We start from the raw sequence: 26,705 nt of genomic DNA, 5'->3' as shown, positions 1-26,705 counted from the left end.
AAATCCATGTCTTACATGCTGTTGATTGTCGAGCCAACCGACCAGCGCGCCGAGCGCACGCTCGACGAAGGTCAGGCGCTGTACGCGCGGATGGTCGATTTCGCCGAGACGCTGAAGGCGCGTGGCGTGCTGCGCGGCGTCGAGTCGCTGGAGCGTTCCGAGCGCGGGACGCGCGTGCAGGTGCGCGACGGCGAGACGCGCCTGCTCGACGGCCCGTTCGCGGAGGCGAAGGAGATGGTCGGCGGCTTCTTCCTCGTCGATGTCGACACGCGTGAGGAAGCAATCGAGATCGCGCGCCAGTGCCCGGCCGCGCAATGGTGCACGGTCGAGGTGCGGGCGGTCGGCCCGTGCTTCCTGTGATTGCCGCGACTCGGTATTTACCCTGATCTATCGCGGAATATGTCGATCCGGCTGTCTTCCGGCCGTCGTCCGGATAAGGCGCCGATGAACGGGCGCTGCCTTCCACCACGACAAGGAGTGAACGATGCGATTCATGATCATGATCCGGGCGAACGCCGTCAGCGAGTCCGACGCGTTGCCGGACAACCGGCTGGTCGAGGCCATGACCGTCTATCACGAGGAACTGGCCAGTGCGGGCGTGCTGCTCGACGCGAACGGGCTGCGGCCGAGCGCGCGCGGCTGGCGCGTGCGCTACACGGGCGGCAAGGGCACGGTGGTCGACGGCCCGTTCGCCGAAACGAAGGAACTGATCGCCGGCTATACGCTGATCCAGGTGCGTTCGCGCGACGAAGCGCTCGAATGGACGCGCCGGTTCCCCGCGCCGTTCGGCGCCGAGATGGATTGCGAGATCGAGGTGCGGCCGTTGTTCGAGCTTGACGACCTCACGCCGAGCGACGCGGTCGAGCGGTTCCGCGAACTCCACGTCGGCCGCACCGGCGCCTGATTGATCACCCACCACCTGAGTCCAACCTCACCGGGAGCACCCGACATGCACAAGATGGTCTTCATCAACCTGCCCGTGGCCGACCTGCCGCGTTCGAAGGCGTTCTACCAGGCGCTCGGCTTCGAGGTCGTGCCGGCCTATACCAACGACCAGGCCGCGTGCATCAAGATCAGCGACACGATTTTCGCGATGCTGCTCGTGCGGCCGTTCTTCCAGACGTTTACCGGCAAAACCATCATCGATCCCGCGACGCAGGTGCAGGCCCTGTCATGCCTGTCGTGCGAAAGCCGCGCCGAGGTCGATGCGATCGTCGCGAAGGCGCTGGCGGCCGGCGGGTCCGCGCCGCAAGCGCCGCGCGAGTACCCGAACATGTACGGCCACGGGTTCGACGATCCGGACGGCCATGCATGGGAACTGATGGCCATGCCGCTGGACGCGTCCGCCGAGGGGCAGGCGTCGTGACGCGTGAGGCGACTCACCGTGCGATCGAAGCGGTCTGGCGGATCGAGGCGCCCAAGATCATCGCGCGCGCCGCACGCGTGGTGCGCGACGTCGGCGTGGCCGAGGAACTGGCGCAGGACACGCTCGTCGCGGCGCTCGAGCACTGGCCCGTCGACGGCGTGCCCGACAACCCCGCCGCATGGCTGATGACGGCCGTGAAGCGTCGCGCACTCGATCGTGTCCGGCAGGAGTCGCTCCACGCGGCGAAGCGCGACCAGCTCGGCCACGAGATGGACGCGCTCGAAGCGCATGTCGTCCCCGACATCGCGGAGGCGCTCGCCGACGCGAGCGACGACGACATCGGCGACGACCTGCTGCGGCTGATCTTCACGTCGTGCCACCCGGTGCTGTCGACCGATGCGCGCGTCGCGCTCACGCTGCGGCTGCTCGGCGGGCTGACGACGGGCGAGATCGCACGCGCGTTCCTGACGCCCGAGCCGACGATCGCGCAGCGGATCGTTCGCGCGAAGCGCACGCTCGCGGCGGCGCACGTGCCGTTCGAGGTACCGGCCGCCGATGCGCGGCCCGCGCGGCTCGCGTCGGTGCTCGAAGTGATCTATCTCGTGTTCAACGAAGGCCATGCGGCGACCTCGGGCGACGACTGGACGCGCCCCGCGCTGTGCGACGAGGCGCTGCGGCTCGGTCGCGTGCTGGCCGGGCTGGCGCCGGACGAGAGCGAGGTGCTCGGGCTTGTCGCGCTGATGGAGCTGCAGGCGTCGCGCATGCATGCGCGCACCGACGCGCAGGGCCGGCCCGTGCTGCTGCTGGACCAGGATCGCAGCCGCTGGGATCCGTTGCTGATCCGGCGCGGCCTCGCGGCGCTCGAACGCGCGACGAAGCTCGGCGGCGTACGCGGGCGGTATGCGCTGCAGGCCGCGCTGGCCGCCTGCCATGCGCGCGCGCGGCAGGCGTCGGATACTGACTGGGCGCTGATCGTCGCGCTGTATGACGCGCTTGCCGAAGTCGCTCCGTCGCCCGTCGTCGAGCTGAATCGCGCGGTGGCGGTCGGGATGGCGTTCGGGCCCGCTGCGGCGCTCGAACTCGTCGATGCGCTGCGCGACGATCCCGCGCTCGCGCGCTATCACTGGCTGCCGAGCGTGCGCGGCGACCTGCTGGCAAAGCTTGGCCGTGCCGACGAGGCGAAGGCCGAATTCCGCCGCGCGGCGGAACTGACGCGCAACGAGCGCGAACGCGAATTGCTGCTCAGGCGCGCGACGGACGCGTGACGCTCGCGGCACGAGCGAACGAGCGAACGAGCGAACGAGCGAACGAACGAACGAACGAACGAACGAACGAACGAACGAACGAACGAACGAACGAACGCGGCGCACCGTGCGCCAGCCGCGCCCGGTAGCACGCGCCGCGTCCCGCCGGGCACTATCGCCCGGATTGAAAAAGCCTATTGGGGGATGCGAACGCGAGCGCCTAGATTGAAGAGCACGATGCGTGCGCCCCGGCGCACGCATCGTTCCCCACATATCTGATCGGTCCGGCTTCGCACGCGGCCGCGCCGACTCGAACGGAGGCGCAAATGGCTCAACTCAAGGGCAGCAAAACCGAAGAGAACCTGAAGGCCGCATTCGCGGGCGAATCGCAGGCGAACCGGCGTTATCTGTATTTCGCTTCGAAGGCTGACGTCGAAGGCCAGAACGACATCGCCGCGCTGTTCCGCTCGACCGCCGAAGGCGAAACCGGCCATGCGCACGGCCACCTCGAATACCTGGAAGCCGTCGGCGATCCGGCAACGGGTTTGCCGTTCGGTTCTTCGCGGCAGAATCTCGAATCGGCGATCGCCGGCGAAACGCACGAATACACCGACATGTATCCGGGCATGGCGAAGGCGGCGCGCGACGAGGGTTTCGACGAAATCGCGAACTGGTTCGAGACGCTCGCGAAGGCTGAACGCAGCCACGCGAACCGCTATACGAAGGCGCTGGACAGTCTCGTCGACTGACGGGCCGCCGCGGGCCGCACGGCAGGCCGTGTGACCGGCAAGCGGCCGGCTGTTCGTTCATCGCTGCCCGCATCGCGCGGGCGGCGCTGGCGCGCATGCGCGCCACGCTGGAGCGCCCCATGCCCCACAAGGAAGGCAGTCTCGAAGCCCCGACCCGGCATCCGCTCGACTGGCAGTCCGATACGTTCTACGACCAGGCCGCGATCGATGCGGAAATGACGCGCGTGTTCGACATCTGCGCCGGGTGCCGGCGCTGCGTGTCGTTGTGCGGCGCGTTTCCGACGCTGTTCGATCTGGTCGACGACACGCCGATGGGCGATATCGAGGAAGTGCCGAAGGAGGCATTCGGCAAGGTCGTCGACCAGTGCTACCTGTGCGACCTCTGCTACATGACGAAATGTCCGTACGTGCCGCCGCACGCATGGAACGTCGACTTCCCGCACCTGATGCTGCGCGGCAAGGCCGCGCGCTACAAGCGCGGCGAAGCGACGCTGCGCGACAAGGTGCTGTCGAACACCGACGCGCTCGGCCATTTCGCCGGTATCCCGATCGTCACGCAGGCGGTGAACGCGGTGAACCGCACGCCGCCCGCGCGCCATGCGCTCGAAGCGACGCTCGGTGTCGACCGCGATGCGTGGCTGCCGGAATTCGCGCCGCGCAAGTTCCGGCGCACGGCGAAGCCCTCGGACGGCTTGCCCGTGCGCGACGGCGAACGCACGCCCGGCAAGGTCGCGATCTACGCGACCTGCTACGTGAATTTCAACGAGCCGGGCATCGGCCACGACCTGCTCGCGATCCTCGCGCACAACGACATTCCGTACGAGCTCGTCACGCGCGAAGCCTGCTGCGGGATGCCGCTGCTCGAGCAGGGCAATCTCGCCGGCGTCGCCGCGAAGAAGGACGTGAACCTGCCCGTGCTCGAACGCTATGCGCGTGAAGGCTATGCCCTGATCGGCGCGATCCCGAGCTGCGTGCTGATGTACAAGAGCGAGCTGCCGCTGATGTTCCCCGGCGACGAAGCGGTGCGTGCGGTGGCCGAAGCATTCTGGGATCCGTTCGAATACGTGATCGCGCGGCATCGCGACGGACTGCTGAAGACCGATTTCAAGACGGGCCTCGGCACCGTGTCGTATCACGTGCCGTGCCACGCGCGCGTGCAGAACATCGGCCGCAAGACGGCCGACGCGCTGTCGCTCGTGCCCGATACGCGCGTGAATGTCGTCGAGCGCTGCTCGGGCCACGCGGGCACGTTCGGCGTGAAGAAGGAGTTTCATGCGGACGCGATGCGGATCGGCGGGCCCGTGTTCAAGGCGATGGCCGAGCCGCAGCCGGATTTCGTGTCGTCGGATTGCGCGCTGGCCGGCCATCACATCGTGCAGGGCATCGACGACAAGGGGCTGCCGTCCGCGCCGCTCGCGCATCCGCTCACGCTGCTGCGCCGTGCGTACGGCATCTGAGCCGCCGCCGGCCGACCCACGAGGACATCCCATGACGTTGACCCGCGACTCCCTGCTGACGCTCGAGGCGTACGCGAAGATCCGCAAGGCCGAACACGCGCGGCTCGTCGCGTACAAGCGCCGCCGCGCGGTGGCGCTCGGCAATCATCTGCGCTTCCTGTTCGAGGACGAGACGACGATCCGGTATCAGATCCAGGAGATGCTGCACATCGAGAAAATCTTCGACCAGGCGGGCATCGAAGGGGAGCTGGAAGCGTATCTGCCGCTCGTGCCCGACGGCACGAACCTGAAGGCGACGTTGCAGATCGAGTACGAGCACGAGATCGAACGGCGTGCGGCGCTCGCGCGGCTGATCGGTGTCGAGGATCGCGTGTACCTGCAGGTCGACGGGCACGCGAGCGTCTACGCGATCGCCGACGAGGATCTCGAGCGCGACACCGCCGAGAAGACGTCGGCCGTGCACTTCGTGCGCTTCGAGTTCGGCGCGCCGATGCGCGCGGCGCTCAAGGGCGGGGCGGTGCTGTCGATCGGCTGCGATCACCCGGCCTACACGATGCCGGCGCAGCGCGTGGACGCGGACGTGACCGCATCGCTGGCCGGCGATCTGCGCTGACGCGTCCGCGGCGCGCCCGGTACGCCTGACCCACCGGTTTCCCTTTTTCTGTTCCGACCCGAAACTCGCGTTCCGCACGCGATGCGGCGCTGCCGCTCGTCTGCCGCCGCGAAGATGTAACAGACGTCACGCGTTTGCGTGTGGCGACAAATGTGCATCGCGCGTCACCGTGCTTTCATCACTCGCAGAGAAACAATAAAAAGATTGTGCATGGAGATAATTAAAATCGGCGAAATTCGAATGATTTACCGATTCGTGAATATCTTGTTACGATTTTTTCCCTGATTTACCGATGTTCGGCAGCAATGCTCTGGATTGTTGCCGGCAGGGGTCGGAGCAGCGCGAAAATGCCCATAAAAAGGTATTCTTCATACGCTCCAGAGCCCCGCCAGGCGGGCCTTTGCAGCGACGGGCATAAAGATCTCGCAAAAAAATTCAAGCGTAAATACATTACGCACCCATGGCAGGTTGTTTCAGTGCGTAACATTAAGTCATTGTCATATTGAGATAAACCCTAGGGATGGTATGCTTCGTGCACAAAAATTCCCACATTGGAGTGAGACCGTGATTTGTGCGTCATTGCCGGGAATTTCGGCACCGTGAAAGTGCGGTGTCGCGCCGGCATGCACAACACCGGATAACCATAATGTGCAACCTGGCCGCCCCGCGACGCGATGTGTCGCGACGGCGCCGCCAATCGCAGCCCCGGCCTGGCTGCGTGGAGAGATCTACTATGTTCTTCGATGAGCTTAACGATGAAGAGTGGTTTCGTCTTTCAACGCTGATCGCCGATGAACCCATCCGGCTGAACCGTCGTGGGCGTCCACGAGCCGAACCGCGCGTCGTTGCCAACGCGGTGCTCTGGATCCTGACGACCGGTGAAGCCTGGTCGAAGCTGCCCGGACGTTATCCGTCCGGGCCGACGTGCCGTCGCCGTTACGAGGAGTGGCTGGCGTCCGGTACGTTGCTGCAGATGATCGACGTGCTGACCCAGTTCAGCGGGCGAACGTTCGCGTATATTCCGCCGCCGCCGGAGGCGGTCGTGCCCGCGCGTCGTGCCGAGCCGGTGCCCGACAACGATCGCTTGCGCGGCGTGTTCTGGCAAAACCCCGAGTCGTGGCAATTGCCGGTCGCTCAGGCAAACGTTTGGGAGGGCGAGGGCGCGTCGCTGAGCGCGATGCCGGTCGACGAAGTGGTCGATCCGTCGGCCGTCTCGTTCGAGGTGCCCGGTGCGCCGTCTACGGAGTTGCGCCATGCGCATGCGTCGTCGGCGAGCTTCGCGGCAGCCGAACCGCAAGTCGACGAGTATCGCGGCTATACGATCTGCGGCATTGCGCAGCCCGTGCAGAACCTGATGTATCGCGCGTGGGCGGAGATTTCGCAGGACGACCGGCGCGTCGAGCGCTCGGGCCTCATCGGTCCGCGCTTCACCGACGCCGAGGAAGCCGAGCAGTTCGCGCTCGACTGGGCGCGCCAGTGGATCGATCGCCATGGCGCGAGCGACGAACCGGCACGCGAGCCGCAAGGCGAGGTGCTGGCCGGCCTGTCCGCGCTCGCGCGTGCGGAGTCGGACATCAAGCGCTTCATCGCCGAGCATCACGCGAGCACGCTGTCCGAAAGCCGCAACGATCCGGTGCAGCCGGAGCGCCGCGAATTCGTGTACCGCGTAGGCTGATCGCCGTACCGCTGACACGCGCGGGCCGTCGTGTGCCACGACGTCCGCGCGGAAGCCCCGTCTTTCCATGCCTGCCTTGTCCGGGGCGCCGCTGTCGAAGCGGCGCCCCGGGTGCATTGCATTACTGCCGGCCGTAGGTATCGTCGAAGCGGACGATGTCGTCCTCGCCGAGATACGCGCCCGACTGCACTTCGATCAGCTCGAGCGGCATCTTGCCCGGGTTCTCCAGGCGGTGCGCCACGCCGAGCGGGATGTACGTCGATTCGTTTTCGGACAGCAGGAACGTTTCGTCGCCGCGGGTAATGCGCGCGGTGCCGCACACGACGATCCAGTGTTCGGCGCGGTGGTGGTGCATCTGCAGCGACAGTTGCGCGCCCGGCTTCACGACGATGCGTTTCACCTGGAAGCGCTCGCCCATGTCGACCGAGTCGTAGTGGCCCCACGGGCGATGCACCTTGCGGTGATCGGTCGCTTCCGCGCCGCGTTGCGCCTTGATGCGCCCGACGATTTTCTTTACGTCCTGCACGCGCGACTTGTCCGCGACGAGCACGGCGTCCGGCGTTTCGACGACGACGAGGTTCTGCGTGCCCACGCAGGCGACGAGCCGGCTTTCGGAATGCGCGAAAGTCGATTCGGCGTCTTCGAACAGCACGTGGCCGCGACCGACGTTCTCGGCATCGTCCTTCGGCGAAATCTGCCAGATCGCGTCCCACGAGCCGACGTCCGACCAGCCCGCATCGAGCGGCACGACGACGCTTTCGCACAGTTGCGGCAGGCTCGCGAGCGGCTCCATCACCGCGTAGTCGATCGAGTTCGACGGCGACGCGGCGAACGCTTCGCGATCGACGCGGAAGAAATCGCCATCGGCCTTGCCCTGGGCGACAGCCTGTTCGCAGGCCGCGTAGATCGCGGGTTCGAGCTGGCGGATCGCCTTGAGCCAGACCGATGCGCGCACGATGAAGATGCCGCTGTTCCACCAGTATTCGCCCGATGCGACGTACTGCTGAGCGAGCTCGAGATGCGGTTTCTCGACGAAACGGTCGAGGCGGCGCACGTCGAGGTTGCCCGTCGCGGCATCGCCGAGCGGCGCGCCGACGCGGATGTAGCCGTAGCCGGTTTCCGCGTGCTTGGGCACGATGCCCATCGTCGCGATCTTGCCTTGCATCGCGCTGTGCACGCCGGCGGCGACGGCCGCGTGGAAGCGCGGCAGGTCGGCGACCGCATGGTCGGCCGGCATCACGGTCATTACCGCATCGTTGCCGTCGGCGACGAGCCGCAGCGCGGCGAGTGTCAGCGCGGGCGCGGTGTCGCGGCCGACCGGCTCGAGCATGATCGATGCCGATTTGCCGGTCAGGCGCAGCTGTTCGGCGGTGGTGAAGCGGTGATCCTCGCCGCATACGATCAGCACGTCGTCGTTCAGCGGATGGTCGGCCGTCAGGCCGTCGAGGCGCAGCGCGGTCGACTGCAGCAGCGAATGTTCGCCGAGCAGCCCGATCAGCTGTTTCGGAAAACGTTCGCGCGACATCGGCCACAGGCGGGTGCCGGAACCGCCGGCGAGAATCACCGGTTGCACGGCGACGCGCGTGCCGGCGGCGGGTGCGGCGGATGTAGCGGAAGAAGAATGGCGCGTTTCGGCAGCCACGGCCGGAGCATTCATGAGGACACTCTCCACGGTTGAAGTCAGTGCCTGTCGTTGTAGCACGAAGTAAATCGACAATAAAACCGGATCCATTGCCGGATATTCGCCATGAACGCATCAGGAAGATTTTTCCGCGCTAGCATCCGATGCAAATAAAAAATTAAAAAATAAATCCGGATATCGGCCGGTGTTGACCGCCCGCAAAGGGCGGGCGGGAATCGTAATGCTTCCGAAAAATTCCCGATTTCCGGGCATTTCGGGAAAACCTGCCGATTTAATTAAAAAACATCGCGGCAAGAATTTCCGATTATTTTTCGAAATACTTGTACGCTTGAGGCGAAAATTTCTTACCGCTTCAATAGCGTCATGCAACGTTTGAATCGAATGTGCGGCACGGGTCGCACAAGCAGCAGTTCGGCAAACGCCTGTTCAAAGAGGAAGCAGACATGTTGAGCGTGCTGGCGAGAGTCATCGATATCGCGATGGTCGTGACGGGGGCGCTGATCGCCGCCGCGCTGCACGGTGGCGGCATCTGGCTCAACGACCTGCAGCGCACGATGATGCTGTTCGATTGCCTGCTCGTCGTCGTGTGTTTTCCCGCCTTCGGCATCTACCAGTCCTGGCGCGGCAAGCGTCTCGTCGGGCTCGTGGGGCGGGTCGCGTTCGCGTGGCTCGTGGTCGAGCTCGCGGGCATCCTGTTGAGCTTCAGCTTTCATCAGTCGGGCGACCTGTCGCGGCTGTGGCTGGGTTACTGGGCGTTCGTGACGATGGCGCTGCTCGCCGGGTCGAAGACTTGCGTGCACGTCGTGCTGCGGCAACTGCGCCGCGGCGGCTACAACCTGAAGGCGGTGGCGATCGTCGGCGGTACGCCGGCGGCGCGGCGGCTGATCGCGCAGATGCGGGCACGGCCGGAAGCCGGGTTCAACCCGGTGTGCGTGTACGACGAAAGCGAGGCGCCGGGCGAAGTCGCGCTCGACGACGTGCGCATCGAGCGGCAGTTCGAATCGCTGGTGTGGCTGGTGCGCAGCCGCGCGATCAGCGAGCTGTGGCTCACGTTGCCGATCACGGAGGAGCGCCGGATTCACCAGATCGTGACGGTGTTCCGCCACGACTTCGTGAATATCCGCTTCATCCCGGACGTGCGCACGCTGTCGTTCTTCAACCAGGAAGTGGTCGAGGTGCTCGGCGTGCCGGCGATCAACCTCGCGGCGTCGCCGATCACCGACGTGCGGATCCTGCCGAAGTTCGTGTTCGACCGGTTGTTCGCGCTGGCGGCGCTCACCGCGCTCGCGCCGGTGATGGTGCTGATCGCCGGCCTGATCAAGCTGACGTCGCGCGGGCCGGTGTTCTTCCGCCAGAAGCGCAAGGGCATCGACGGGCACGAGTTCGAGATCTACAAGTTCCGCTCGATGAAGGTGCACCAGGAAGTGGCCGGGCAGGTCACGCAGGCGAAGAAGAACGATTCGCGCGTGACGCCGGTCGGCCGGTTCCTGCGCCGCACGAGCCTCGATGAGCTGCCGCAGTTCATCAACGTGCTGAAGGGCGAGATGTCGGTCGTCGGCCCGCGCCCGCATGCGCTCGCGCACGACGACATCTACAAGGATCTGGTCAAGGGCTACATGTTCCGCTACCGGATCAAGCCGGGCATCACCGGGTGGGCGCAGATCAACGGCTTTCGCGGCGAGACCGACCAGATCGAGAAGATGATGGGACGCGTGAAGCTCGATCTGTACTACATGCAGAACTGGTCGTTCTGGCTCGACATCAAGATCGTCGTGCTGACGCTCTGGAAAGGCTTCACCGGCAGCAACGCGTACTGAGTACCGAGTACCGAGATCGTGCCACGCGGGCATTCCGGTTTTACGAATTTCGAATCATTGGTCAAGAGGTCCGACACATCATGAATCTGACTATCATCGGCAGCGGTTACGTAGGTCTTGTCACCGGCGCGTGTCTCGCCGACATCGGGCACGACGTGTTCTGTCTCGACGTCGACCAGGCAAAGATCGACATCCTGAACAACGGCGGCGTGCCGATCCACGAGCCGGGCCTGAAGGAAGTCATCGCGCGCAACCGCTCGGCCGGCCGCCTGCGCTTTTCGACCGATATCGAGGCCGCGGTCGCGCACGGCGACGTGCAGTTCATCGCGGTCGGCACGCCGCCCGACGAGGACGGTTCGGCCGACCTGCAATACGTGCTCGCGGCCGCACGCAACATCGGCCGCTACATGACGGGCTTCAAGGTGATCGTCGACAAGTCGACGGTGCCGGTCGGCACGGCCGAGCGCGTGCGCGCGGCGGTGGCGGACGAGCTCGCGAAGCGCGGCGGCGACCAGATGTTCTCGGTCGTGTCGAATCCGGAATTCCTGAAGGAAGGCGCGGCGGTCGACGATTTCACGCGGCCGGACCGCATCGTGATCGGCTGCGACGACGATGTGCCGGGCGAGCGCGCCCGCGAGCTGATGAAGAAGCTCTACGCGCCGTTCAACCGCAACCACGAACGCACGCTGTACATGGACGTGCGCTCGGCCGAGTTCACGAAATACGCGGCAAACGCAATGCTCGCGACCCGCATCTCGTTCATGAACGAGCTGGCGAACCTCGCCGATCGCTTCGGTGCCGACATCGAGGCCGTGCGCCGCGGGATCGGCTCCGATCCGCGCATCGGTTATCACTTCCTGTACGCCGGCTGCGGCTATGGCGGCTCGTGCTTCCCGAAGGACGTCGAGGCGCTGATCCGCACGGCCGACGAGCACGGGCAGGCGCTGCAGATCCTGAAGGCCGTGTCGTCGGTCAACGCCACGCAAAAGCGCGTGCTCGCCGAGAAGATCGTCGCGCGCTTCGGCGAGGACCTGACCGGCCGCACGTTCGCCATCTGGGGCCTCGCGTTCAAGCCGAACACCGACGACATGCGCGAAGCGCCGAGCCGCGAGCTGATCGCCGAACTGCTGTCGCGCGGGGCGCGCATCGCCGCGTACGACCCGGTCGCGCAACAGGAAGCGCGTCGCGTGATCGCGCTCGATCTCGCCGATCACCCGAGCTGGCTCGAACGGCTGACCTTCGTCGAAGACGAGGCGCAGGCCGCACGCGATGCCGACGCGCTCGTGATCGTCACCGAATGGAAGATCTTCAAGAGCCCCGACTTCGTCGCGCTCGGCCGCCTGTGGAAGACGCCGGTGATCTTCGACGGCCGCAACCTGTACGAGCCGGAGACGATGAGCGAGCAGGGCATCGAATACCACCCGATCGGCCGGCCGGGCTCGCGCCAGGCCGTCGCCGCCCGTGTGCCGGGCACCGCGCCTGCAAGCGCGTAACCCGCTTCCCGTCACTCATTACGAGACGCCATGTTCCGGAACATCCTGATCGTCTGCCACGCAAACGTCTGCCGCAGCCCGGCAGCGGAAATGCTGTTCAAGTCGCACGCCGCGTCGCGCGGCGGCCCGCGCCCGACGTTTCACTCGGCCGGGGTGCATGCGAACGACGGCGACGGCATCGATCCGGTGATGCGCCAGCTGCTCGCCGAGCGGGGCGTCGATGCGACGACCCATCGCTCGCGGCGGCTGTCGCGCCGGATCGTGCGCGACGCCGACCTGATTCTCGTCAGCGAGCGCGGACAGATTGCGGCCGTCGAATCGGTCGATCCGTTCGCGCGCGGCAAGGTCCACCTGCTCGGCAAGTGGGAAGGGGCCGAGATTGCCGATCCGCACGGCGGCCCCGAGGCCGATTACCGCGAGAGCTACTCACTGATCGAACGTCTGGTTCAAGGATGGCTACAGAAACTATGCTGAAACGCCCGATGCGCCCGGTGGCGCTTGCCGTCGCGCTGACGACTTTCCTGTCAGCCTGTGCAACCGCGCCCGGCAACTACCTCGACTCGTCGAACCTGAAGGACGAAGGCCGGCAGCAAGCGGCCGAGACCTATCCGGTTCATTACATCGACGCCAAAGTGGTGATGGACCAGCTGCAGAAAGCGCAGGTCGACCACCCGCTGCCGCCCGGACGTTACACCGATCCGTCGGAGTACGTGTACCGCGTCGGCCCGCAGGACATCCTCGGCGTCACCGTGTGGGATCACCCCGAGCTGACGACGCCGCAGGGCCAGTCGTTCTCGAGCGGCGGCAACACGACGCAGACGATCGCGGGCGCGCTGCAGCAGCCGTATACGACTGCGCTGCCGGGCCAGGCCGATCCGTACGGCCAGACGGTGGCCGCCGACGGCACGATCTTCTTCCCGTTCGTCGGCCGCATCAAGGTGGCCGGCAAGACGGTCGCGCAGATTCGCGAGCAGATGGCCACCACGCTGTCGCGCTACGTGAAGAATCCGCAGCTCGACGTGCGCGTGCTGTCGTTCCGCAGCCAGAAGGTCCAGGTGACGGGCGAAGTGAAGCAGCCGGGCCCGCTCGCGGTGAGCGACGTGCCGCTGACGCTGGTCGACGCGATCTCGCGCTCGGGCGGCTCGACCAACGAGGCCGACCTGCAGCGCGTGCGCCTGACCCGCGACGGCAAGCTCTATACGCTCGACGCGAACGGCGTGCTCGATCGCGGCGAAGTGCGGCAGAACGTGATGCTGCAGCCGGGCGACATCATCAACGTGCCGGACCGCAGCGACAGCCGCGTGTTCATCATGGGCGAGGTCAAGACGCCGGTCACCGTGCCGATGCTCAAGGGCAAGCTGACCCTCGCCGATGCGCTGACGTCCGGCGGCGGCATCCTCGACACCGATGCGAACCCGCGCAAGATCTACGTGATGCGCGGGATGCGCGACAACCCGACGAAGCCGGAAGTGTTCCGTCTCGACATGACGCAGCCGGATGCGCTGATGCTGTCGAGCCGCTTCCCGCTTCAGCCGCTCGACGTCGTCTACGTCAGCACGGCCGGCTCGGTGCAGTTCAACCGTGTGCTGCAGCAGGTGTTGCCGACGATCCAGACGATCTTCTTCATGCGGCAAATCACGCGCTGATAGCCCGCCGGGGCGGCGCCTCCGCCCCGGCACCACTCAAGCGGGAACGAATGGTGAACACGCAAGCGAAACACTCCTACGCGGACCTGACCGCGAAAACCGAGGAAGAGGACGTCGTCCTCGGCCAGCTGCTCCAGGTGATCATGGACGACATCTGGCTGCTGCTCGGCATCGCGGTGACGGTCATCGCGCTCGCCGGCCTCTATTGCTACATCGCGAAGCCGGTCTACCAGGCCGACGTGCACGTGCGGGTCGAGGGCAACGACAACACGTCGCAGGCGCTCACGCAAACGCAGACGGGTGCGATGATCAACAGCGGCCCGCAGCAGGCGCCGACCGATGCGGAAATCGAGATCATCAAGAGCCGCGGCGTAGTCGCGCCGGTGGTCGAGCAGTTCAAGCTGAATTTCTCGGTCGTGCCGAAGATGCTGCCGGTGATCGGCAGCCTCGCGGCGCGCGTCGCGACCCAGGGTGAACCGGGGCGGCCGTGGCTCGGCCTGAAGTCGTACGCGTGGGGCGGCGAAATCGCCGACGTCGATTCGATCAGCGTCGTGCCGGCGCTCGAAGGCAAGAAGCTGACGCTGACGGCAGGCCCGAACGGCACCTACTCGATCGTCGACCAGAACGGCATGCGGCTGCTGTCGGGCCATGTCGGCGAAGCGGCGCAGGGCGGCGGCGTGACGCTGCTGGTGTCGAAGCTCGTCGCGCGCCCCGGCACGCAGTTCACGGTGGTCCGCTACAACGATCTCGACGCGATCAGCGGCTTCCAGACCGGCATCCAGGTGACCGAGCAGGGCAAGCAGACGGGCGTCGTGCAGATCTCGCTCGAAGGCAAGGACCCGGACCAGACCGCCGCGATCGCGAACGCGCTCGCGCAGTCGTACCTGAACCAGCACGTGGTCGCGAAGCAGGCCGAGGCGACCAAGATGCTCGACTTCCTGAAGGGCGAGGAGCCGCGCCTGAAGGCCGACCTCGAACGCGCGGAAGCCGCGCTGACGCAGTACCAGCGCACGTCGGGCTCGATCAACGCGAGCGACGAGGCGAAGGTCTACCTCGAGGGCAGCGTGCAGTACGAGCAGCAGATCGCCGCGCAGCGCCTGCAGCTCGCGTCGCTCGCGCAGCGCTTCACCGATTCGCACCCGATGGTGATCGCCGCAAAGCAGCAGCTCGCGGAGCTGCAGGGCGAAAAGGACAAGTTCAGCAACCGCTTCCGCAGCCTGCCGGCCACCGAAGTGAAGGCCGTCCAGCTGCAGCGTGACGCGAAGGTTGCCGAGGACATCTATGTGCTGCTGCTGAACCGCGTGCAGGAGCTGTCGGTGCAGAAGGCCGGCACGGGCGGCAACATCCACCTCATCGATTCGGCGCTGCGTCCGGGCGATCCGGTCAAGCCGAAGAAGGTGCTGATCCTGTCGGCCGCGGTGTTTCTCGGCCTGATCCTCGGCACGGGCGTCGTGTTCCTGCGCCGCAACATGTTCCAGGGCATCGAGGATCCCGACCGCATCGAGCGCGCGTTCAACCTGCCGCTGTACGGGCTGGTGCCGCAAAGCGCCGAGCAGGTGAAGCTCGACGCACAGGCCGAGAAGGGCGGCAGCCGCGCGCGGCCGATCCTCGCGAGCCTGCGTCCGAAGGATCTCAGCGTCGAGAGCCTGCGCAGCCTGCGCACCGCGATGCAGTTCGCGATGATGGATGCGAAGAACCGCGTGATCGTGCTGACGGGCCCGACGCCCGGCATCGGCAAGAGCTTCCTGACGGTCAACCTCGCGGTGCTGCTCGCGCATTCGGGCAAGCGCGTGCTGCTGATCGACGCCGACATGCGTCGCGGCCTGCTCGACCGCTACTTTGGGCTCACCTCGCAGCCGGGCCTGTCCGAGCTGCTGAGCGACCAGTCGGCGCTCGAGGACGCCGTGCGCGAAACGCCGGTGCAGGGCCTGTCGTTCATCTCGGCCGGCACGCGCCCGCCGAACCCGTCGGAACTGCTGATGTCGACGCGCCTGCCGCAATACCTGGAAGGGCTCGGCAAGCGCTACGACGTCGTGCTGATCGATTCGCCGCCGGTGCTGGCGGTGACCGACGCGACCATCATCGGCCGCATGGCCGGCTCGACGTTCCTCGTGCTGCGCTCGGGCATGCATACCGAAGGCGAGATTGCCGACGCGATCAAGCGCCTGCGCACCGCGGGCGTCGACCTGGAAGGCGGGATCTTCAACGGCGTGCCGCCGAAGGCGCGCGGCTACGGCCGCGGCTATGCGGCCGTGCATGAATACCTGAGCGCCTGATCCGCATCGCACGTAACCGGGCGGGCAGCGAGCGTTGCCCGCCCGGCCGACAGGAGAACCAACGATGAAAATTTCCGTGCTCGTTCCGACCTATCGGCGTCCCGCCGACCTCGCGCGCTGCCTGCTGGCGCTGCAGCGGCAGCATCGGCTGCCCGACGAGGTGATCGTCGTCGCGCGCCCGGAGGACGATGCCACGCACGAACGGCTCGCCGATCCGGCGGTCGGCGGCGCGCTGCCGCTGCGCATCGTGCCGGTCGACGTGCCGGGCCAGGTCGCCGCGCTGAACAAGGGGCTCGACTCGGCGAACGGCGACATCGTCGCGATCACCGACGACGATGCGGCGCCGCATCCCGACTGGCTCGCGCGCGTCGAGTCGGCGTTCGCTGCCGATCCGCGCGTGGGCGCCGTCGGCGGGCGCGACTGGGTGCACGAGAAGGGCCGCGTACTCGACGAATCGCGTGAACTCGTCGGCCAGCTCACGCTGTCCGGCAAGATCGTGGGCAACCATCATCTCGGCGTCGGCGGCATGCGCGAAGTCGACATGCTGAAAGGCGCGAACATGAGCTACCGCCGCGCCGCGATCGAGCGGCTGCGCTTCGACACGCGGCTGCGCGGTGCCGGCGCGCAGGTGCACAACGACATGGGTTTCAGCATGCATGTGCAGCGCGACGGCTGGAAGCTCGTCTACGACCCGGCGATCGCGGTCGATCATTTCCCGGCCGAGCGCTTCGACGACGACCGGCGCGATGCCGCGTCGCTGAATGCGATCAGCAACGGCGCGTACAACATGCACCTGATCCTGCGTGAGCATCTGCCGCCGGTCCGGCGCGAGATCGCGTGGTGGTGGTGGACGCTGGTCGGTACGCGCGTCTATCCGGGTCTCGCGCACGTGCTGCTGTCGTTGCATACGGCGAAGCGCGAGCGGATCCGCGAGCACTGGCGCGCGGTGCGCCGCGGCGCGCGCGATGCCCGCCGCGTGAACCTTGCCCCCCATCGTGCGGCGATGCCGCCGGTGACGTCTTGAACGGCCTGCGCGCCTCGCGCGCGGCCACCCACGGAGGGCTCGCATGACTGCAACGAAAGCTGCAACGAATGTCCACGTTCACCTGTTTTACGGCGCCGATCCGCGCACCTATCGGAAAGGCGAGAACATCGGCTGCCTGTACGGCTATCACCATGCCGAATCCGACGAATTCCGGCTGACCTATTCGCAGGACGGCGGGGAGAACCGCGTCGCCAGCCTCGCGCGCCGCGCGCTGAAGGCGGCGCTCGGCTTCGACGTCGTGCATGCGTGGCGTAACCGCGCCGCGCTGCTGAACACCGACGTGATCTGGACGCATACGGAGCAGGAACACCTTGCGGCGTCGCTGATCCTGAAACTCGCCGGTGCGCAGGGCAAGCGCCCGCTGCTGCTCGCGCAGAGCGTGTGGCTGTTCGACAAGTGGGGCAGCTTCGGCGGCCCGCGCCGCTGGCTGTACCGCAAGCTGATCGCGCGCGCCGACGCGCTGACCACGCTGGCCCGCGACAACGCCGACCTGTGCCGCCGCTATCTCGGGCGCGACGCCGAGTTCGTGTACTACGGGCTGAACACGCAGGACTTCCCGCTCACCGAGCCGCAGCAATGGCAACCGAACCGGCCGCTGCGGATCGCGGCGATCGGCAACGACCGCGACCGTGACTGGCGCACGTTCCTCGCCGCGTTCGGCGGCGACGCGCGTTACGACGTGCGGCTCGCGACGCGGCGCCGCGTGCCGCGCGAGTGGCATGCGCCGAACGTGAGGATCGGCTCGGCATCGGGGCTCGCGAAGCAGCACGAGCTGTACGCGTGGGCCGACGTGATCGTCGTGCCGCTGCGGCCGAACTTCCATGCATCGGGCATCACCGTGATGCTCGAGGCGGCAGCCGTCGGCAAGCCGATGATCGTGTCCGACGTCGGCGGGCTCAGCGACTACTTCCCGCACGATACGGCTGCCTATGTGCCGGCGTTCGACGCGCAGGCGATGCGCCAGGCCGCCGATCGCTTCGCGGCCGATCCGGTCGTGGCGCTGGGCTGCGCGCGGGCCGCCGCCGCATGCCTGCGCGAGCGCGACCTGACCACGCAGGCGTTCGCCGAGCAGCACGTGCGGATCACGCGCGACATGCTGCGCCGGCGCCGGACGCCGGCCGCCGCGGGCCTGGCGATGCCGCTCGCGGATTCGCGCCCGTCGTCGCGGTGAGAGCGGATCGATGAGTACGATTGCCGCCGAACGCGCACCGTCGCGCAACCGCAACTGGCTTCCCGAGCCGAAGCACTGGGTCGGGCAGGCCGGGCTGTGGACGTTCACAGCCGCGCTGATCGCCATTCACCAGGGCAAGGTGCTGACGCTCGCGTTTCCGGTGCTGGCCATCGCGGTCGGCATCTGGCTGTATTTCAAGAGTCCGGCGCGCTACGTCGGCTTCATGTGGTGGGTGTGGTTCCTGAGCCCGGAAGTGCGGCGTCTCGCCGACTGGTCGAAAGGCGCGTTTACGCCAACGAGCCTGATCCAGGTCGCGCCGCTCGCGGTGACGATGATCGCCGGCCTCGGGCTGATCCGGCATTACCGCGTGCTCGCGCAGAGGCGCGGGATCCCGATCCTGCTGATGCTGTTCGGGCTCGCGTACGCGTACCTCGTCGGGATCGTGTCGAGCGGCGTGATGGCCGCGACCTACGATCTCGCGAACTGGGTGTACCCGGTGCTGATCGGCTTTCACATCATGGTCAACTCGCGCGACTACCCCGAGTACCGCGACGTGCTGCTGTCGACGTTCATGTGGGGCATGCTCGTGATGGGCGTGTACGGCGTCGTGCAGTACTTCGTGATGCCGCAGTGGGACGTGCTGTGGATGATCGGTTCCGACATGGGTTCGCAGGGCGAGCCGGTGCCGTATGGCGTGCGCGTGTTCAGCACGATGAACTCGTCGGGGCCGTTCGCGTTCGCGATGATGGGCGCGCTGGTGTTCGTGCTCGCGGCGCCGCAGAAGATCCGCTGGTTCGCGGGGGCGGCCGGCTTCGTGTCGTTCGCGCTGTGTCTCGTGCGCTCGACGTGGGGCGGCTGGGTGATCGCGCTCGCGATCCAGCTCGCGCAGTCGAACAACCGGGTGCGGATGCGGATCCTCATCAGCGGCGTCGTGCTGGTCGGGCTGTGCGTGCCGCTGCTGACCGTCGGGCCGGTGGCCGACCGTCTCGGCGCGCGTCTGCAGTCGATCACGAACCTGAAGGACGACCGCAGCTACGACGACCGCAACAAGTTCTACGCCACCTTCGCGCAGACGGCATTCACCGACGTCGCCGGCGAAGGGATGGGCGCGACGGGCGCATCCACGAAGCTGTCGAGCGACAGCGGCGAACTCGGCAAGTACGGCAGCTTCGACAGCGGCGTGATGAACGTGCCGTTCGTGCTCGGCTGGCCCGGCACGCTGCTGTATCTCTCGGGCGTCGTGATGCTGTTCGGGCGTACGCTGCGCGCGGCGTTCAAGCTGCGCAAGGACAAGTTCGTCGGCGCATGCCTGAGCCTGTGCCTGTCGACCTTCGCGATGCTCGTGTTCACGAACTCGCTGATCGGCACGGGCGGCCTGCTGATGTTCACAGCCATTTTTTCGATTCTTTCCGCGGCGCACTGGCAAAAGGCGCAACGCCTGCTGGCCGCCGCGCGTTTACGGGGAGGCGAACATTGAGAATCGCGATCGTCACGCACGTCGTGCGACATAACGACGGGCAAGGCCGCGTCAATTACGAAATCGCGCGCGCGGCGCTGGCCGAGAACTACGAGGTCACGCTGGTCGCGTCGCATGTCGCGCCCGAGCTGCTGGCCGACCCGCGCGTGCGCTGGGTGCCCGTGAAGGTCGGCGGCTTCTGGCCGTCCAATCTCGTCAAGCAGCAGGTGTTCGCGCTGAAGAGCGCGGCCTGGCTGCGCGCGCACCGCAGCGAGTACGACGTGCTGCACGTGAACGGCTTCATTTCGTGGATCAAGGCCGACGTGAACACCGCGCACTTCGTGCACGGCGGCTGGTTCAAGAGTCCGTACTATCCGTTCGGGCCGACGAAGGGGCTGTGGTCGGCCTACCAGTATGTCTATACGCGCGTGAACACCACGCTCGAGCGCTGGGCGTACAAGCGCTCGCGCGCGATCACGGCCGTTTCGCAGAAGGTGGCCGACGAGATCGCCGGACTCGGCATCGACAGCCGCAAGATCAGCGTGATCTACAACGGTGTCGACGGCAGCGCGTTCGCGGGCGCCCAGGCCGACCGCGCGGCGTTCAAGCTGCCGGACGATGCGTTCCTGCTGCTGTTCGTCGGCGACCTGCGCACGCCGCGCAAGAACCTCGGCACCGTGCTGAAGGCGCTGACGAAGCTGCCGGCGAACGTGCATCTGGCGGTGGCCGGCTATCTGCCCGGCAGCCCGTATCCGGAAGAGGCGCGTGTGCTCGGCATCGATTCGCGCGTGCATTTCCTCGGTCTCGTGAAAAACATGCCGACGCTGATGCGCTCGGTCGACGCGTACGTGTTCCCGTCGCGCTACGAAGCGATGAGCCTGTCGCTGCTCGAGGCGATGGCGGCCGGGCTGCCGGTCGTCACCGCGCGCACGGCGGGCGGCGCGGAAATCATCACGCGCGAATGCGGGATCGTGCTGGAGGATCCGGACGATTCGGCGGCGCTCGCGCAGGCGATCGGCTCGCTCGCGGCATCGCGCGACACCTGTCGCGCGATGGGCGATGCAGCCCGCGAACTGATGACCCGTTTCGGCTGGGCGCACATGGGCGCCCAGTATGTCGCGCTTTACCGGCGCATCGGCCAACCCTCGCAGCCGTCCGCTTTCGAGCGGGTCGAGCATGCGGTCACGCAGGAGCAAACGTGATGTCCCAATCTTCCCGGCCGATCAAATCGTTGCAGATCGGCATGCACTGGTTCCCCGAACGCGCGGGCGGCCTCGACCGGATGTACTACTCGCTCGTCGGCGCGCTGCCGGGCGCGGGCGTCGAGGTGCGCGGGCTCGTCGCCGGCTCGCCGAAGGTCGCCGACGACACGGGCGGTGCGATCCAGGGCTTCGGCCCCGCAACGGAGCCGCTCGCGCGCCGGATGCTCGCCGCGCGGCGCGCGCTGCGCGAGGAGGTCCGCAGCGAGCGGCCGGACGTGATCTCGTCGCACTTCGCGCTGTACACGTTCCCGGGCCTCGACGTCATGCGCGGGATTCCGCAGGTGTCGCACTTCCAGGGGCCGTGGGCCGACGAAAGCCAGGTCGAGGGCGCCGCGTCGCTCGGCCAGCGCGCGAAGCGCTATCTCGAACAGGCCGTCTATACGCGTTCGTCGCGGCTGATCGTGCTGTCGCAGGCGTTCGGCCAGATCCTGACGAACCGCTACGGGATCGATCCGTCGCGCGTGCGCGTGATTCCCGGCTGCGTCGATACCGCGCAGTTCGATACGCCGCTCACACCGGCCGAGGCTCGCCACAAGCTGCAACTGCCGCAGGACCGGCCGATCGTACTGGCCGTGCGCCGGCTCGTGCGGCGCATGGGGCTGGAGGACCTGATCGACGCGATCGGCCTCCTCAAGCACCGTCACCCGGACGTGCTGCTGCTGATCGCCGGCAAGGGCAAGATCGGCGAGGAACTGCAGCAGCGCATCGATGCGGCCGGGCTGCAGGACAACGTGAAATTGCTCGGCTTCGTGCCCGACAACCATCTCGCGGCGCTGTACCGCGCGGCGACGGTCAGCGTCGTGCCGACGGTCGCGCTCGAGGGCTTCGGGCTGATCACCGTCGAATCGCTGGCGTCCGGCACGCCGGTGCTGGTCACGCCGGTCGGCGGGCTGCCGGAGGCGGTTGCCGGGCTGTCCGACGATCTCGTGCTGCCGTCCACGGGCGCGGACGCGATCGCGGAAGGGCTCGGTGCCGCGCTGTCGGGCGCGATCACGCTGCCCGACGAGGCCGCGTGCAAGCGCTATGCGCGCGATCATTTCGACAACGCGGTGATCGCACGACGCGTTGCCGGCGTGTACGAAGAGGCGATCCAGGCGGCAGGCTGAGCGCTCGCGGCGCGCTACTTGCGCGCCGAACCGAAAGCCGAACCGGCGCGCGTGCGCGGCCGGTTCGCGTACCGGCCGGCCGCGAAGGGCCGGCCTTCTCCATCCGATACGCGGTGCCGGCACGCATCACGCGCGCCTGAGCGTCGCGGCCCAGACCCCGAGCGCCGCCACGCTCACGACCGCGCCGAGCACGCAGACGCCCGTCCATCCGGCGCGCGCATACATCATCGTCGACGCAATCGCACCGAGCCCGCTGCCGGCCGAATAGAACAGCATGTAGCAGCCGACGAGGCGCGCATGCGCGTCGGGCCGCGCGCCGAGAATCATGCTCTGGTTGACGACATGGACCGCCTGCCCGCCGACATCGAGCAGCACGATGCCGACGATCAGCAGCGCGATCGACGTATCGCCGAACGCGAGCGGTAGCCAGGAGCACGCGAGCAGTGCGAGCGCGACGCCGGTCGTCGCTTCGCCGCGCCCGCGGTCCGCGAGCCGGCCCGCGCGGGCCGCCGCCGCCGCGCCCAGCGCGAGCATCGAGATCGCGAGGGCACCCGACACCAGATAGACGGCCCGCCAACCCGCGATATCGGTGACGACGCCTGCCAGCGAGCGCGCGGCCAGTAACCCGACCACGACGCCACCTTGCGCGGCGCCCACCACGCGCCCGCGTTCGCCGGCGCCCGCGAGCGCGGCCGAGCACGCGATCAGCCCCTGCGTCATCGCGGTGCCGAGCAGCCCGACCGCGACCATCCCTGCCAGCAGTGCGACGCGCGTCGACGATGCGGCCACACCGATGCAGGCCGCCGTCAGCAGCAGAAGCTGCACGGTGATCAGTCGCTTGCGGTTCAGCAGGTCGCCGAGCGGCACGACGAACAGCAGGGCGAGCGCACAGCCGAGTTGCGTCGCGGTGATGACGCCGCCGACGGCCGCCTGCGACACACCGAAATCCCGCGCGATCGAATCGAGCAGCGGTTGCGCGTAGTAGACGTTTGCGACACTGGCCGCGCAGCAGACGGCCAACAATGCGACGCGTGCCGCGGACAAGCGGCCGCCATCGGCCGGGTGTGCCGCATGCGCAGGGCCGTTCGATGCAACGGTGCCGGTATGACAGGAAGACTCCATGGGTTCCCTCGTGCAAAGTAGTTGCAAATTGAAACTGGTGTGGAGTGTAGGAAAAGTAGTTTTAAAATGCAACCTGTTGTGCGTCGGGCGAGATGTCCGTGCACGGATGGCCGGCGTTGCCGCGAAGGCGGCCGGCAAGATTGCGGAGAGGAACATGGCCAGGCAGAAAAGTCTTGCGGATTCGCCGTGCCCGGTGGCGCGGGCAACCGATATCGTCGGCGATCGCTGGGCGTTGCTGATCGTGCGCGACGCGTTCGACGGCGTGCGCCGCTTCGGCGATTTCCGCGCGAGCCTCGGCGTCGCGAGCAATATCCTGTCCGATCGGCTGAAGATGCTGGTGGACGCCGGCGTGTTCGACGTCGTGCCGGCGTCGGACGGCAGCGCGTATCAGGAGTACGCGCTCACCAAGAAGGGCGAGGGACTGTTTCCGGTGATCGTGATGCTGCGGCAGTGGGGCGAGGCGAACCTGTTCGCGCGCGGCGAGCCGCATTCGGTGCTGGTCGACCGCGGTACCGGGCGCGCAATCCGCAAGCTCGCGCTGCGGCATGACGATGGCCGGCCGTTGAAGGCCGGCGAGACGCTTGTGAAGAAGGTCGGCGACGCATGACCGCACCCGTTGTTCAATCGGCTGCCGCCACGACCTGACGCGCGGGCGACGCGCCGCGATGCGCATCGTGCCGCACCAGCGTCGCGAGCAGCGCGGCGGTGACCAGCAGCGCGACCGATACGGCCGTTTCGATCCGCAACCCGTCCACGACCTGCCCAGCGCCGCCACCGCCGGCGAGCGCGCCGAATGCTGCGACGCCCATCGCGCCGCCGGCCTGCCGCGCGGTATTCAGCACGGCCGACGCGATGCCGGCTCGTTCGGGAGCGACCGACGCGAGCACGGCGGTCGTCATCGCCGGCACCGCGAACCCCATACCCGTCGGAATCAGCAGGAACGGCACGAGCAGGAGGGCCAGCGGCGTCGATGCGTCGACGAAATGCAGCGACCCGTAACCGAGCGCGGCGACGAGCGCGCCCGCCAGCATCGGCGCACGCGGGCCGTGACGCGCCACGACGCGGCCGCTCGCGAGGTTCGACAACAGGAAGCCGCCCGTCAGCGGCAGGAACGCGAGGCCCGCCTGCAACGCCGATTCGCCGCGTGCGCGCTGCAGGTACAGCGCGAGCACGAACACGGTGCCGTAGTACGTGAGGTTCACGCAGATCCCGAACAGCACGGCCGCGCTGAACGTGCGATGGCGGAACAGCGACAGCGGCAGCATCGGCGTGGCCGTGCGTGCTTCCACCGCGACGAATGCGAGCGCGGCGAGTGCGGCCAGCGCGAAACCGCCGGCGACGACCGGATGCGTGAAGCCGAGCGGCCGCCATTCGATCACGGCGCCGGTCAGTGCGGTCAGCATCGCGATCGCGATGAACTGGCCGCGCAGGTCGAGTGCACGGACGGAGGCGCGGGATGACGCGGCCGGCGTCACCGCCACGCGGCGCGCGGGTACCCACGCGAAGGCGGCTGCCAGCCCGGCCGCACACAGCGGCAGGTTCACGAGGAAGATGCCGCGCCAGCCCCACGTCGCGATCAGCAGGCCGCCGACGACCGGGCCGGCCGCGATCGAGATCGAACCGGCCGCCGTCCACCAGCCGACGGCCCGCGCACGCAGGTGCGGGTCGTGCCGGCACGCGTCGTTGAGCAGCGCGAGCGAATTGGGCAGCATCGCCGCGGCGCCGACGCCCTGCAGCGCGCGCGCCGCGATCAGCATCGCGGGCGCGCTCGCGGCGCCGCACGCGAGCGACGCCAGCGCGAACAGCATGAGGCCGGCGATGTACAGGCGGCGCGCGCCGAAGCGGTCGCCGAGCGCGCCGCCCGACAGCATCAGTACCGCGAACGCGAGCGTGTACGCATCGACGACCCACTGCAGGCCGGCGACCGGCAAGCGCAGGTCGCCGGCGAGATGCGCGAGCGCGATGTTGACGATCGTCACGTCGAGCTGCGTGACGACGAAACCGGTGCTGACGGTCGCGACGACGCGGGCGAGCGCGGACGGGAAGCCAGGGGTGGGGGTGGTCGTATCCATGCGTCAATCGTAGGACGCGGCCGGCAGGCGATGTTTCAGCGGAACGTGAAGCGTCGAAACGCCAGATGCGAAGCAGTGGGGTAGCGAGCGGGAACGAAGCGGGAACGACGAATGCTGCGGCCGGGCCGGCGCGAACGCGGTTTGCCGAGCCGTGCCGCTACGTGCGTTGAAGCGTGTTCAGCGCGGGACCGCGGCTGCGTTCAATGCCGCTCGCCGCGCCAGCGACCCGGCGCAACGCCGAAGCGCTTCGTGAAAGCGTGCGTGAACGTGCTTTGATCCGCGAAGCCGACCATCCCGGCGATATCGACGAGCGGATACCGGCCGTCCGCGAGCAGGATCACGGCCGCGTCGAGCCTGAGCCGCTGCAGGTAGCGATGCGGCGTTTCGCCGAATGCGTCGACGAACAGTTGATGAAAGCGGCGCATCCCGTAGCCGCAGTGCGCGGCGAGATCGGCGATGCGTAGCGGCTCCGCGAGCCGTGCGCGCAGCCAGCGGTCGATGCGCGCGAAATCGAGGCCCGAGGCGGGCGCGGCGATGTCGCGTTCGTCGATCAGCGCGCCGCACAGCCGCGCGGCGGCCTGCCACTGGAAACGGTGCGCGGCCGCGTGCTGCGCGTCGCCGGCGGGTGCTTCGAGTTGCGCGGCGGCGGCCGCGATCTGCGCGACCAGCGACGTCAGTGCCGGATCGATCGCCACGGCGCGCGCGCTGTCGAATAGCCGCTGCGGCACCGCGAGCGATGCGAGGGGAAGATTGAGCACGAGCTGGCGGTTCTCGCCCAGGCCCGCGTAATCGTGGCGGGCGCCGGCCGGAACCAGCCACGCGCCGTGCCGGTCGAGCCGCTGGCTGACGCCGTCCACCGCCATCACCATCGCGCCGTCGATGCCGAGCACGATCTGGTGAAAGTCGTGCACGTCCGACGCTTCGAGCGTGTCGTAGCGTTGCAGCGCGACGGTGGGGGACGGAAGGTGTGCCATGAGGCAGGGCGTCAGCTAGCGGCTCGAGTGCGGTGTCAGATGTCGAGCAGTTCGACTTCGAACACGAGCGTGGCATTCGGCGGAATCACGCCGCCTGCGCCGCGCGGGCCGTAGCCGAGTTGCGGCGGGATCGTCAGGCGACGCACGCCGCCGACTTTCATGCCCTGCACGCCTTCGTCCCAGCCCTTGATGACCATGCCGCCGCCGAGCACGAACGCGAACGGGTCGTTGCGATCCTTGCTCGAGTCGAATTTCTGACCGTCGGTCAGCCAGCCCGTGTAGTGGACGCTGACGGTCTGGCCGGCTTGCGCTACGTCGCCGGTGCCTTCGGTCAGGTCTTCGTATTTGAGGCCCGATTCGGTCGTGATGACAGACATGACTTCTCCTGAAAAAGGATGGGTAAAACCGCTATTGTAGGCGAGCGCGCAGCGGGCCGCCGCTCGTGGCTTTCGCCCGGTCGCGCGCGTGTCGCGGGCGGCGGCGCACCACCTCGGCCGCGATCGTCCGAAACGCAAATGG

General features: G+C 67.5%; 24 protein-coding genes. 19 read left to right on the top strand and 5 right to left on the bottom strand.

Annotated features, from left to right (window positions below; all coding sequences use genetic code 11):
* Window positions 1-6: 6 nt before the first annotated feature.
* From BCO18175_RS01225 to BCO18175_RS01190, 8 genes are all read left to right on the top strand, one after another.
* Window positions 7-360, top strand: a complete 354-nt coding sequence (locus tag BCO18175_RS01225; protein ID WP_034185206.1) for a YciI family protein — start codon at window positions 7-9, stop codon at window positions 358-360.
* A gap of 124 nt (window positions 361-484) precedes the next feature.
* On the top strand, window positions 485-904 hold the full coding sequence (locus BCO18175_RS01220) for a YciI family protein (RefSeq protein ID WP_174917654.1): 420 nt from the start codon (window positions 485-487) through the stop codon (window positions 902-904).
* 45 nt (window positions 905-949) lie between these two features.
* Window positions 950-1,366 carry a VOC family protein gene (locus BCO18175_RS01215; protein WP_122949114.1) on the top strand — a complete coding sequence of 139 codons (417 nt, stop codon included), beginning with the start codon at window positions 950-952 and terminating at the stop codon, window positions 1,364-1,366.
* The gene (locus BCO18175_RS01210; RefSeq protein WP_174979015.1) at window positions 1,363-2,631 is read left to right on the top strand and encodes an RNA polymerase sigma factor; all 1,269 of its coding nucleotides are present in this window, start codon (window positions 1,363-1,365) and stop codon (window positions 2,629-2,631) included. Before BCO18175_RS01215 ends, BCO18175_RS01210 begins: the two co-directional genes overlap by 4 nt.
* A gap of 305 nt (window positions 2,632-2,936) precedes the next feature.
* Window positions 2,937-3,359 carry a rubrerythrin family protein gene (locus tag BCO18175_RS01205; protein WP_043177896.1) on the top strand — a complete coding sequence of 141 codons (423 nt, stop codon included), beginning with the start codon at window positions 2,937-2,939 and terminating at the stop codon, window positions 3,357-3,359.
* Between the two features lie 119 nt (window positions 3,360-3,478).
* Window positions 3,479-4,816 carry a heterodisulfide reductase-related iron-sulfur binding cluster gene (locus tag BCO18175_RS01200; RefSeq protein WP_174979014.1) on the top strand — a complete coding sequence of 446 codons (1,338 nt, stop codon included), beginning with the start codon at window positions 3,479-3,481 and terminating at the stop codon, window positions 4,814-4,816.
* Window positions 4,817-4,847: 31 nt separating this feature from the next.
* Window positions 4,848-5,429 (top strand): DUF3501 family protein, encoded by a 582-nt coding sequence (locus BCO18175_RS01195; protein ID WP_174979013.1) that lies wholly within the window; start codon window positions 4,848-4,850, stop codon window positions 5,427-5,429.
* A 733-nt stretch (window positions 5,430-6,162) separates the two neighbouring features.
* Entirely contained in the window at window positions 6,163-7,104 is a 942-nt protein-coding gene (locus BCO18175_RS01190) for a transposase (protein ID WP_174979574.1), read from the top strand.
* Between the two features lie 121 nt (window positions 7,105-7,225).
* On the opposite strand, the gene BCO18175_RS01185 is transcribed toward BCO18175_RS01190, so the two are convergent.
* The gene (locus tag BCO18175_RS01185) at window positions 7,226-8,761 is read right to left on the bottom strand and encodes a mannose-1-phosphate guanylyltransferase/mannose-6-phosphate isomerase (RefSeq protein WP_174979012.1); all 1,536 of its coding nucleotides are present in this window, start codon (window positions 8,759-8,761) and stop codon (window positions 7,226-7,228) included.
* Window positions 8,762-9,189: 428 nt separating this feature from the next.
* On the opposite strand from BCO18175_RS01185, the gene BCO18175_RS01180 reads away from it, so the two are divergent.
* The 10 genes from BCO18175_RS01180 (at window position 9,190) to BCO18175_RS01135 (ending at window position 22,018) form a co-directional block, all read left to right on the top strand.
* Window positions 9,190-10,563 (top strand): undecaprenyl-phosphate glucose phosphotransferase, encoded by a 1,374-nt coding sequence (locus BCO18175_RS01180; RefSeq protein ID WP_174979011.1) that lies wholly within the window; start codon window positions 9,190-9,192, stop codon window positions 10,561-10,563.
* Between the two features lie 80 nt (window positions 10,564-10,643).
* Window positions 10,644-12,056 carry a UDP-glucose dehydrogenase family protein gene (locus BCO18175_RS01175; protein ID WP_174979010.1) on the top strand — a complete coding sequence of 471 codons (1,413 nt, stop codon included), beginning with the start codon at window positions 10,644-10,646 and terminating at the stop codon, window positions 12,054-12,056.
* 30 nt (window positions 12,057-12,086) lie between these two features.
* The gene (locus BCO18175_RS01170; RefSeq protein ID WP_059583036.1) at window positions 12,087-12,530 is read left to right on the top strand and encodes a low molecular weight protein-tyrosine-phosphatase; all 444 of its coding nucleotides are present in this window, start codon (window positions 12,087-12,089) and stop codon (window positions 12,528-12,530) included.
* On the top strand, window positions 12,524-13,702 hold the full coding sequence (locus BCO18175_RS01165) for a polysaccharide biosynthesis/export family protein (RefSeq protein ID WP_174979572.1): 1,179 nt from the start codon (window positions 12,524-12,526) through the stop codon (window positions 13,700-13,702). Before BCO18175_RS01170 ends, BCO18175_RS01165 begins: the two co-directional genes overlap by 7 nt.
* A 50-nt stretch (window positions 13,703-13,752) precedes the next feature.
* Window positions 13,753-15,978, top strand: a complete 2,226-nt coding sequence (locus tag BCO18175_RS01160) for a polysaccharide biosynthesis tyrosine autokinase (protein ID WP_174979009.1) — start codon at window positions 13,753-13,755, stop codon at window positions 15,976-15,978.
* A 64-nt stretch (window positions 15,979-16,042) separates the two neighbouring features.
* Window positions 16,043-17,002 (top strand): glycosyltransferase family 2 protein, encoded by a 960-nt coding sequence (locus BCO18175_RS01155; protein WP_174979008.1) that lies wholly within the window; start codon window positions 16,043-16,045, stop codon window positions 17,000-17,002.
* A gap of 43 nt (window positions 17,003-17,045) precedes the next feature.
* Entirely contained in the window at window positions 17,046-18,194 is a 1,149-nt protein-coding gene (locus tag BCO18175_RS01150) for a glycosyltransferase family 4 protein (protein ID WP_174979007.1), read from the top strand.
* Window positions 18,195-18,204: 10 nt separating this feature from the next.
* Window positions 18,205-19,671: a glucose-6-phosphate isomerase gene (locus BCO18175_RS01145; protein ID WP_174979006.1), complete on the top strand. Its 1,467-nt coding sequence runs from the start codon at window positions 18,205-18,207 to the stop codon at window positions 19,669-19,671.
* Window positions 19,668-20,852 carry a glycosyltransferase family 4 protein gene (locus BCO18175_RS01140; RefSeq protein WP_174979005.1) on the top strand — a complete coding sequence of 395 codons (1,185 nt, stop codon included), beginning with the start codon at window positions 19,668-19,670 and terminating at the stop codon, window positions 20,850-20,852. The genes BCO18175_RS01145 and BCO18175_RS01140 overlap by 4 nt, the downstream gene beginning before the upstream one ends.
* Window positions 20,852-22,018 carry a glycosyltransferase family 4 protein gene (locus BCO18175_RS01135; protein WP_174917667.1) on the top strand — a complete coding sequence of 389 codons (1,167 nt, stop codon included), beginning with the start codon at window positions 20,852-20,854 and terminating at the stop codon, window positions 22,016-22,018. Before BCO18175_RS01140 ends, BCO18175_RS01135 begins: the two co-directional genes overlap by 1 nt.
* A 126-nt stretch (window positions 22,019-22,144) precedes the next feature.
* Here the strand turns inward: BCO18175_RS01135 and BCO18175_RS01130 are convergent, their stop codons facing one another.
* Window positions 22,145-23,140 (bottom strand): MFS transporter, encoded by a 996-nt coding sequence (locus BCO18175_RS01130; protein WP_174979004.1) that lies wholly within the window; start codon window positions 23,138-23,140, stop codon window positions 22,145-22,147.
* 154 nt (window positions 23,141-23,294) lie between these two features.
* Between BCO18175_RS01130 and BCO18175_RS01125 the strand changes: the two genes are divergently transcribed.
* On the top strand, window positions 23,295-23,747 hold the full coding sequence (locus BCO18175_RS01125) for a winged helix-turn-helix transcriptional regulator (protein ID WP_174979003.1): 453 nt from the start codon (window positions 23,295-23,297) through the stop codon (window positions 23,745-23,747).
* Between the two features lie 13 nt (window positions 23,748-23,760).
* Here the strand turns inward: BCO18175_RS01125 and BCO18175_RS01120 are convergent, their stop codons facing one another.
* From BCO18175_RS01120 to BCO18175_RS01110, 3 genes are all read right to left on the bottom strand, one after another.
* The gene (locus BCO18175_RS01120; protein ID WP_174979002.1) at window positions 23,761-25,212 is read right to left on the bottom strand and encodes an MFS transporter; all 1,452 of its coding nucleotides are present in this window, start codon (window positions 25,210-25,212) and stop codon (window positions 23,761-23,763) included.
* Between the two features lie 200 nt (window positions 25,213-25,412).
* Entirely contained in the window at window positions 25,413-26,186 is a 774-nt protein-coding gene (locus BCO18175_RS01115; RefSeq protein WP_174917671.1) for a helix-turn-helix transcriptional regulator, read from the bottom strand.
* A 35-nt stretch (window positions 26,187-26,221) separates the two neighbouring features.
* Window positions 26,222-26,563 carry an FKBP-type peptidyl-prolyl cis-trans isomerase gene (locus tag BCO18175_RS01110; RefSeq protein WP_011355854.1) on the bottom strand — a complete coding sequence of 114 codons (342 nt, stop codon included), beginning with the start codon at window positions 26,561-26,563 and terminating at the stop codon, window positions 26,222-26,224.
* Window positions 26,564-26,705 lie beyond the last annotated feature (142 nt).

The sequence above is a fragment of the Burkholderia lata genome, from assembly GCF_902499335.1.
Classification (GTDB): domain Bacteria; phylum Pseudomonadota; class Gammaproteobacteria; order Burkholderiales; family Burkholderiaceae; genus Burkholderia; species Burkholderia lata_B.
The sequence above is the reverse complement of the archived record's forward strand: the minus strand, read 5'-3'. Positions and strand labels throughout refer to the sequence as shown.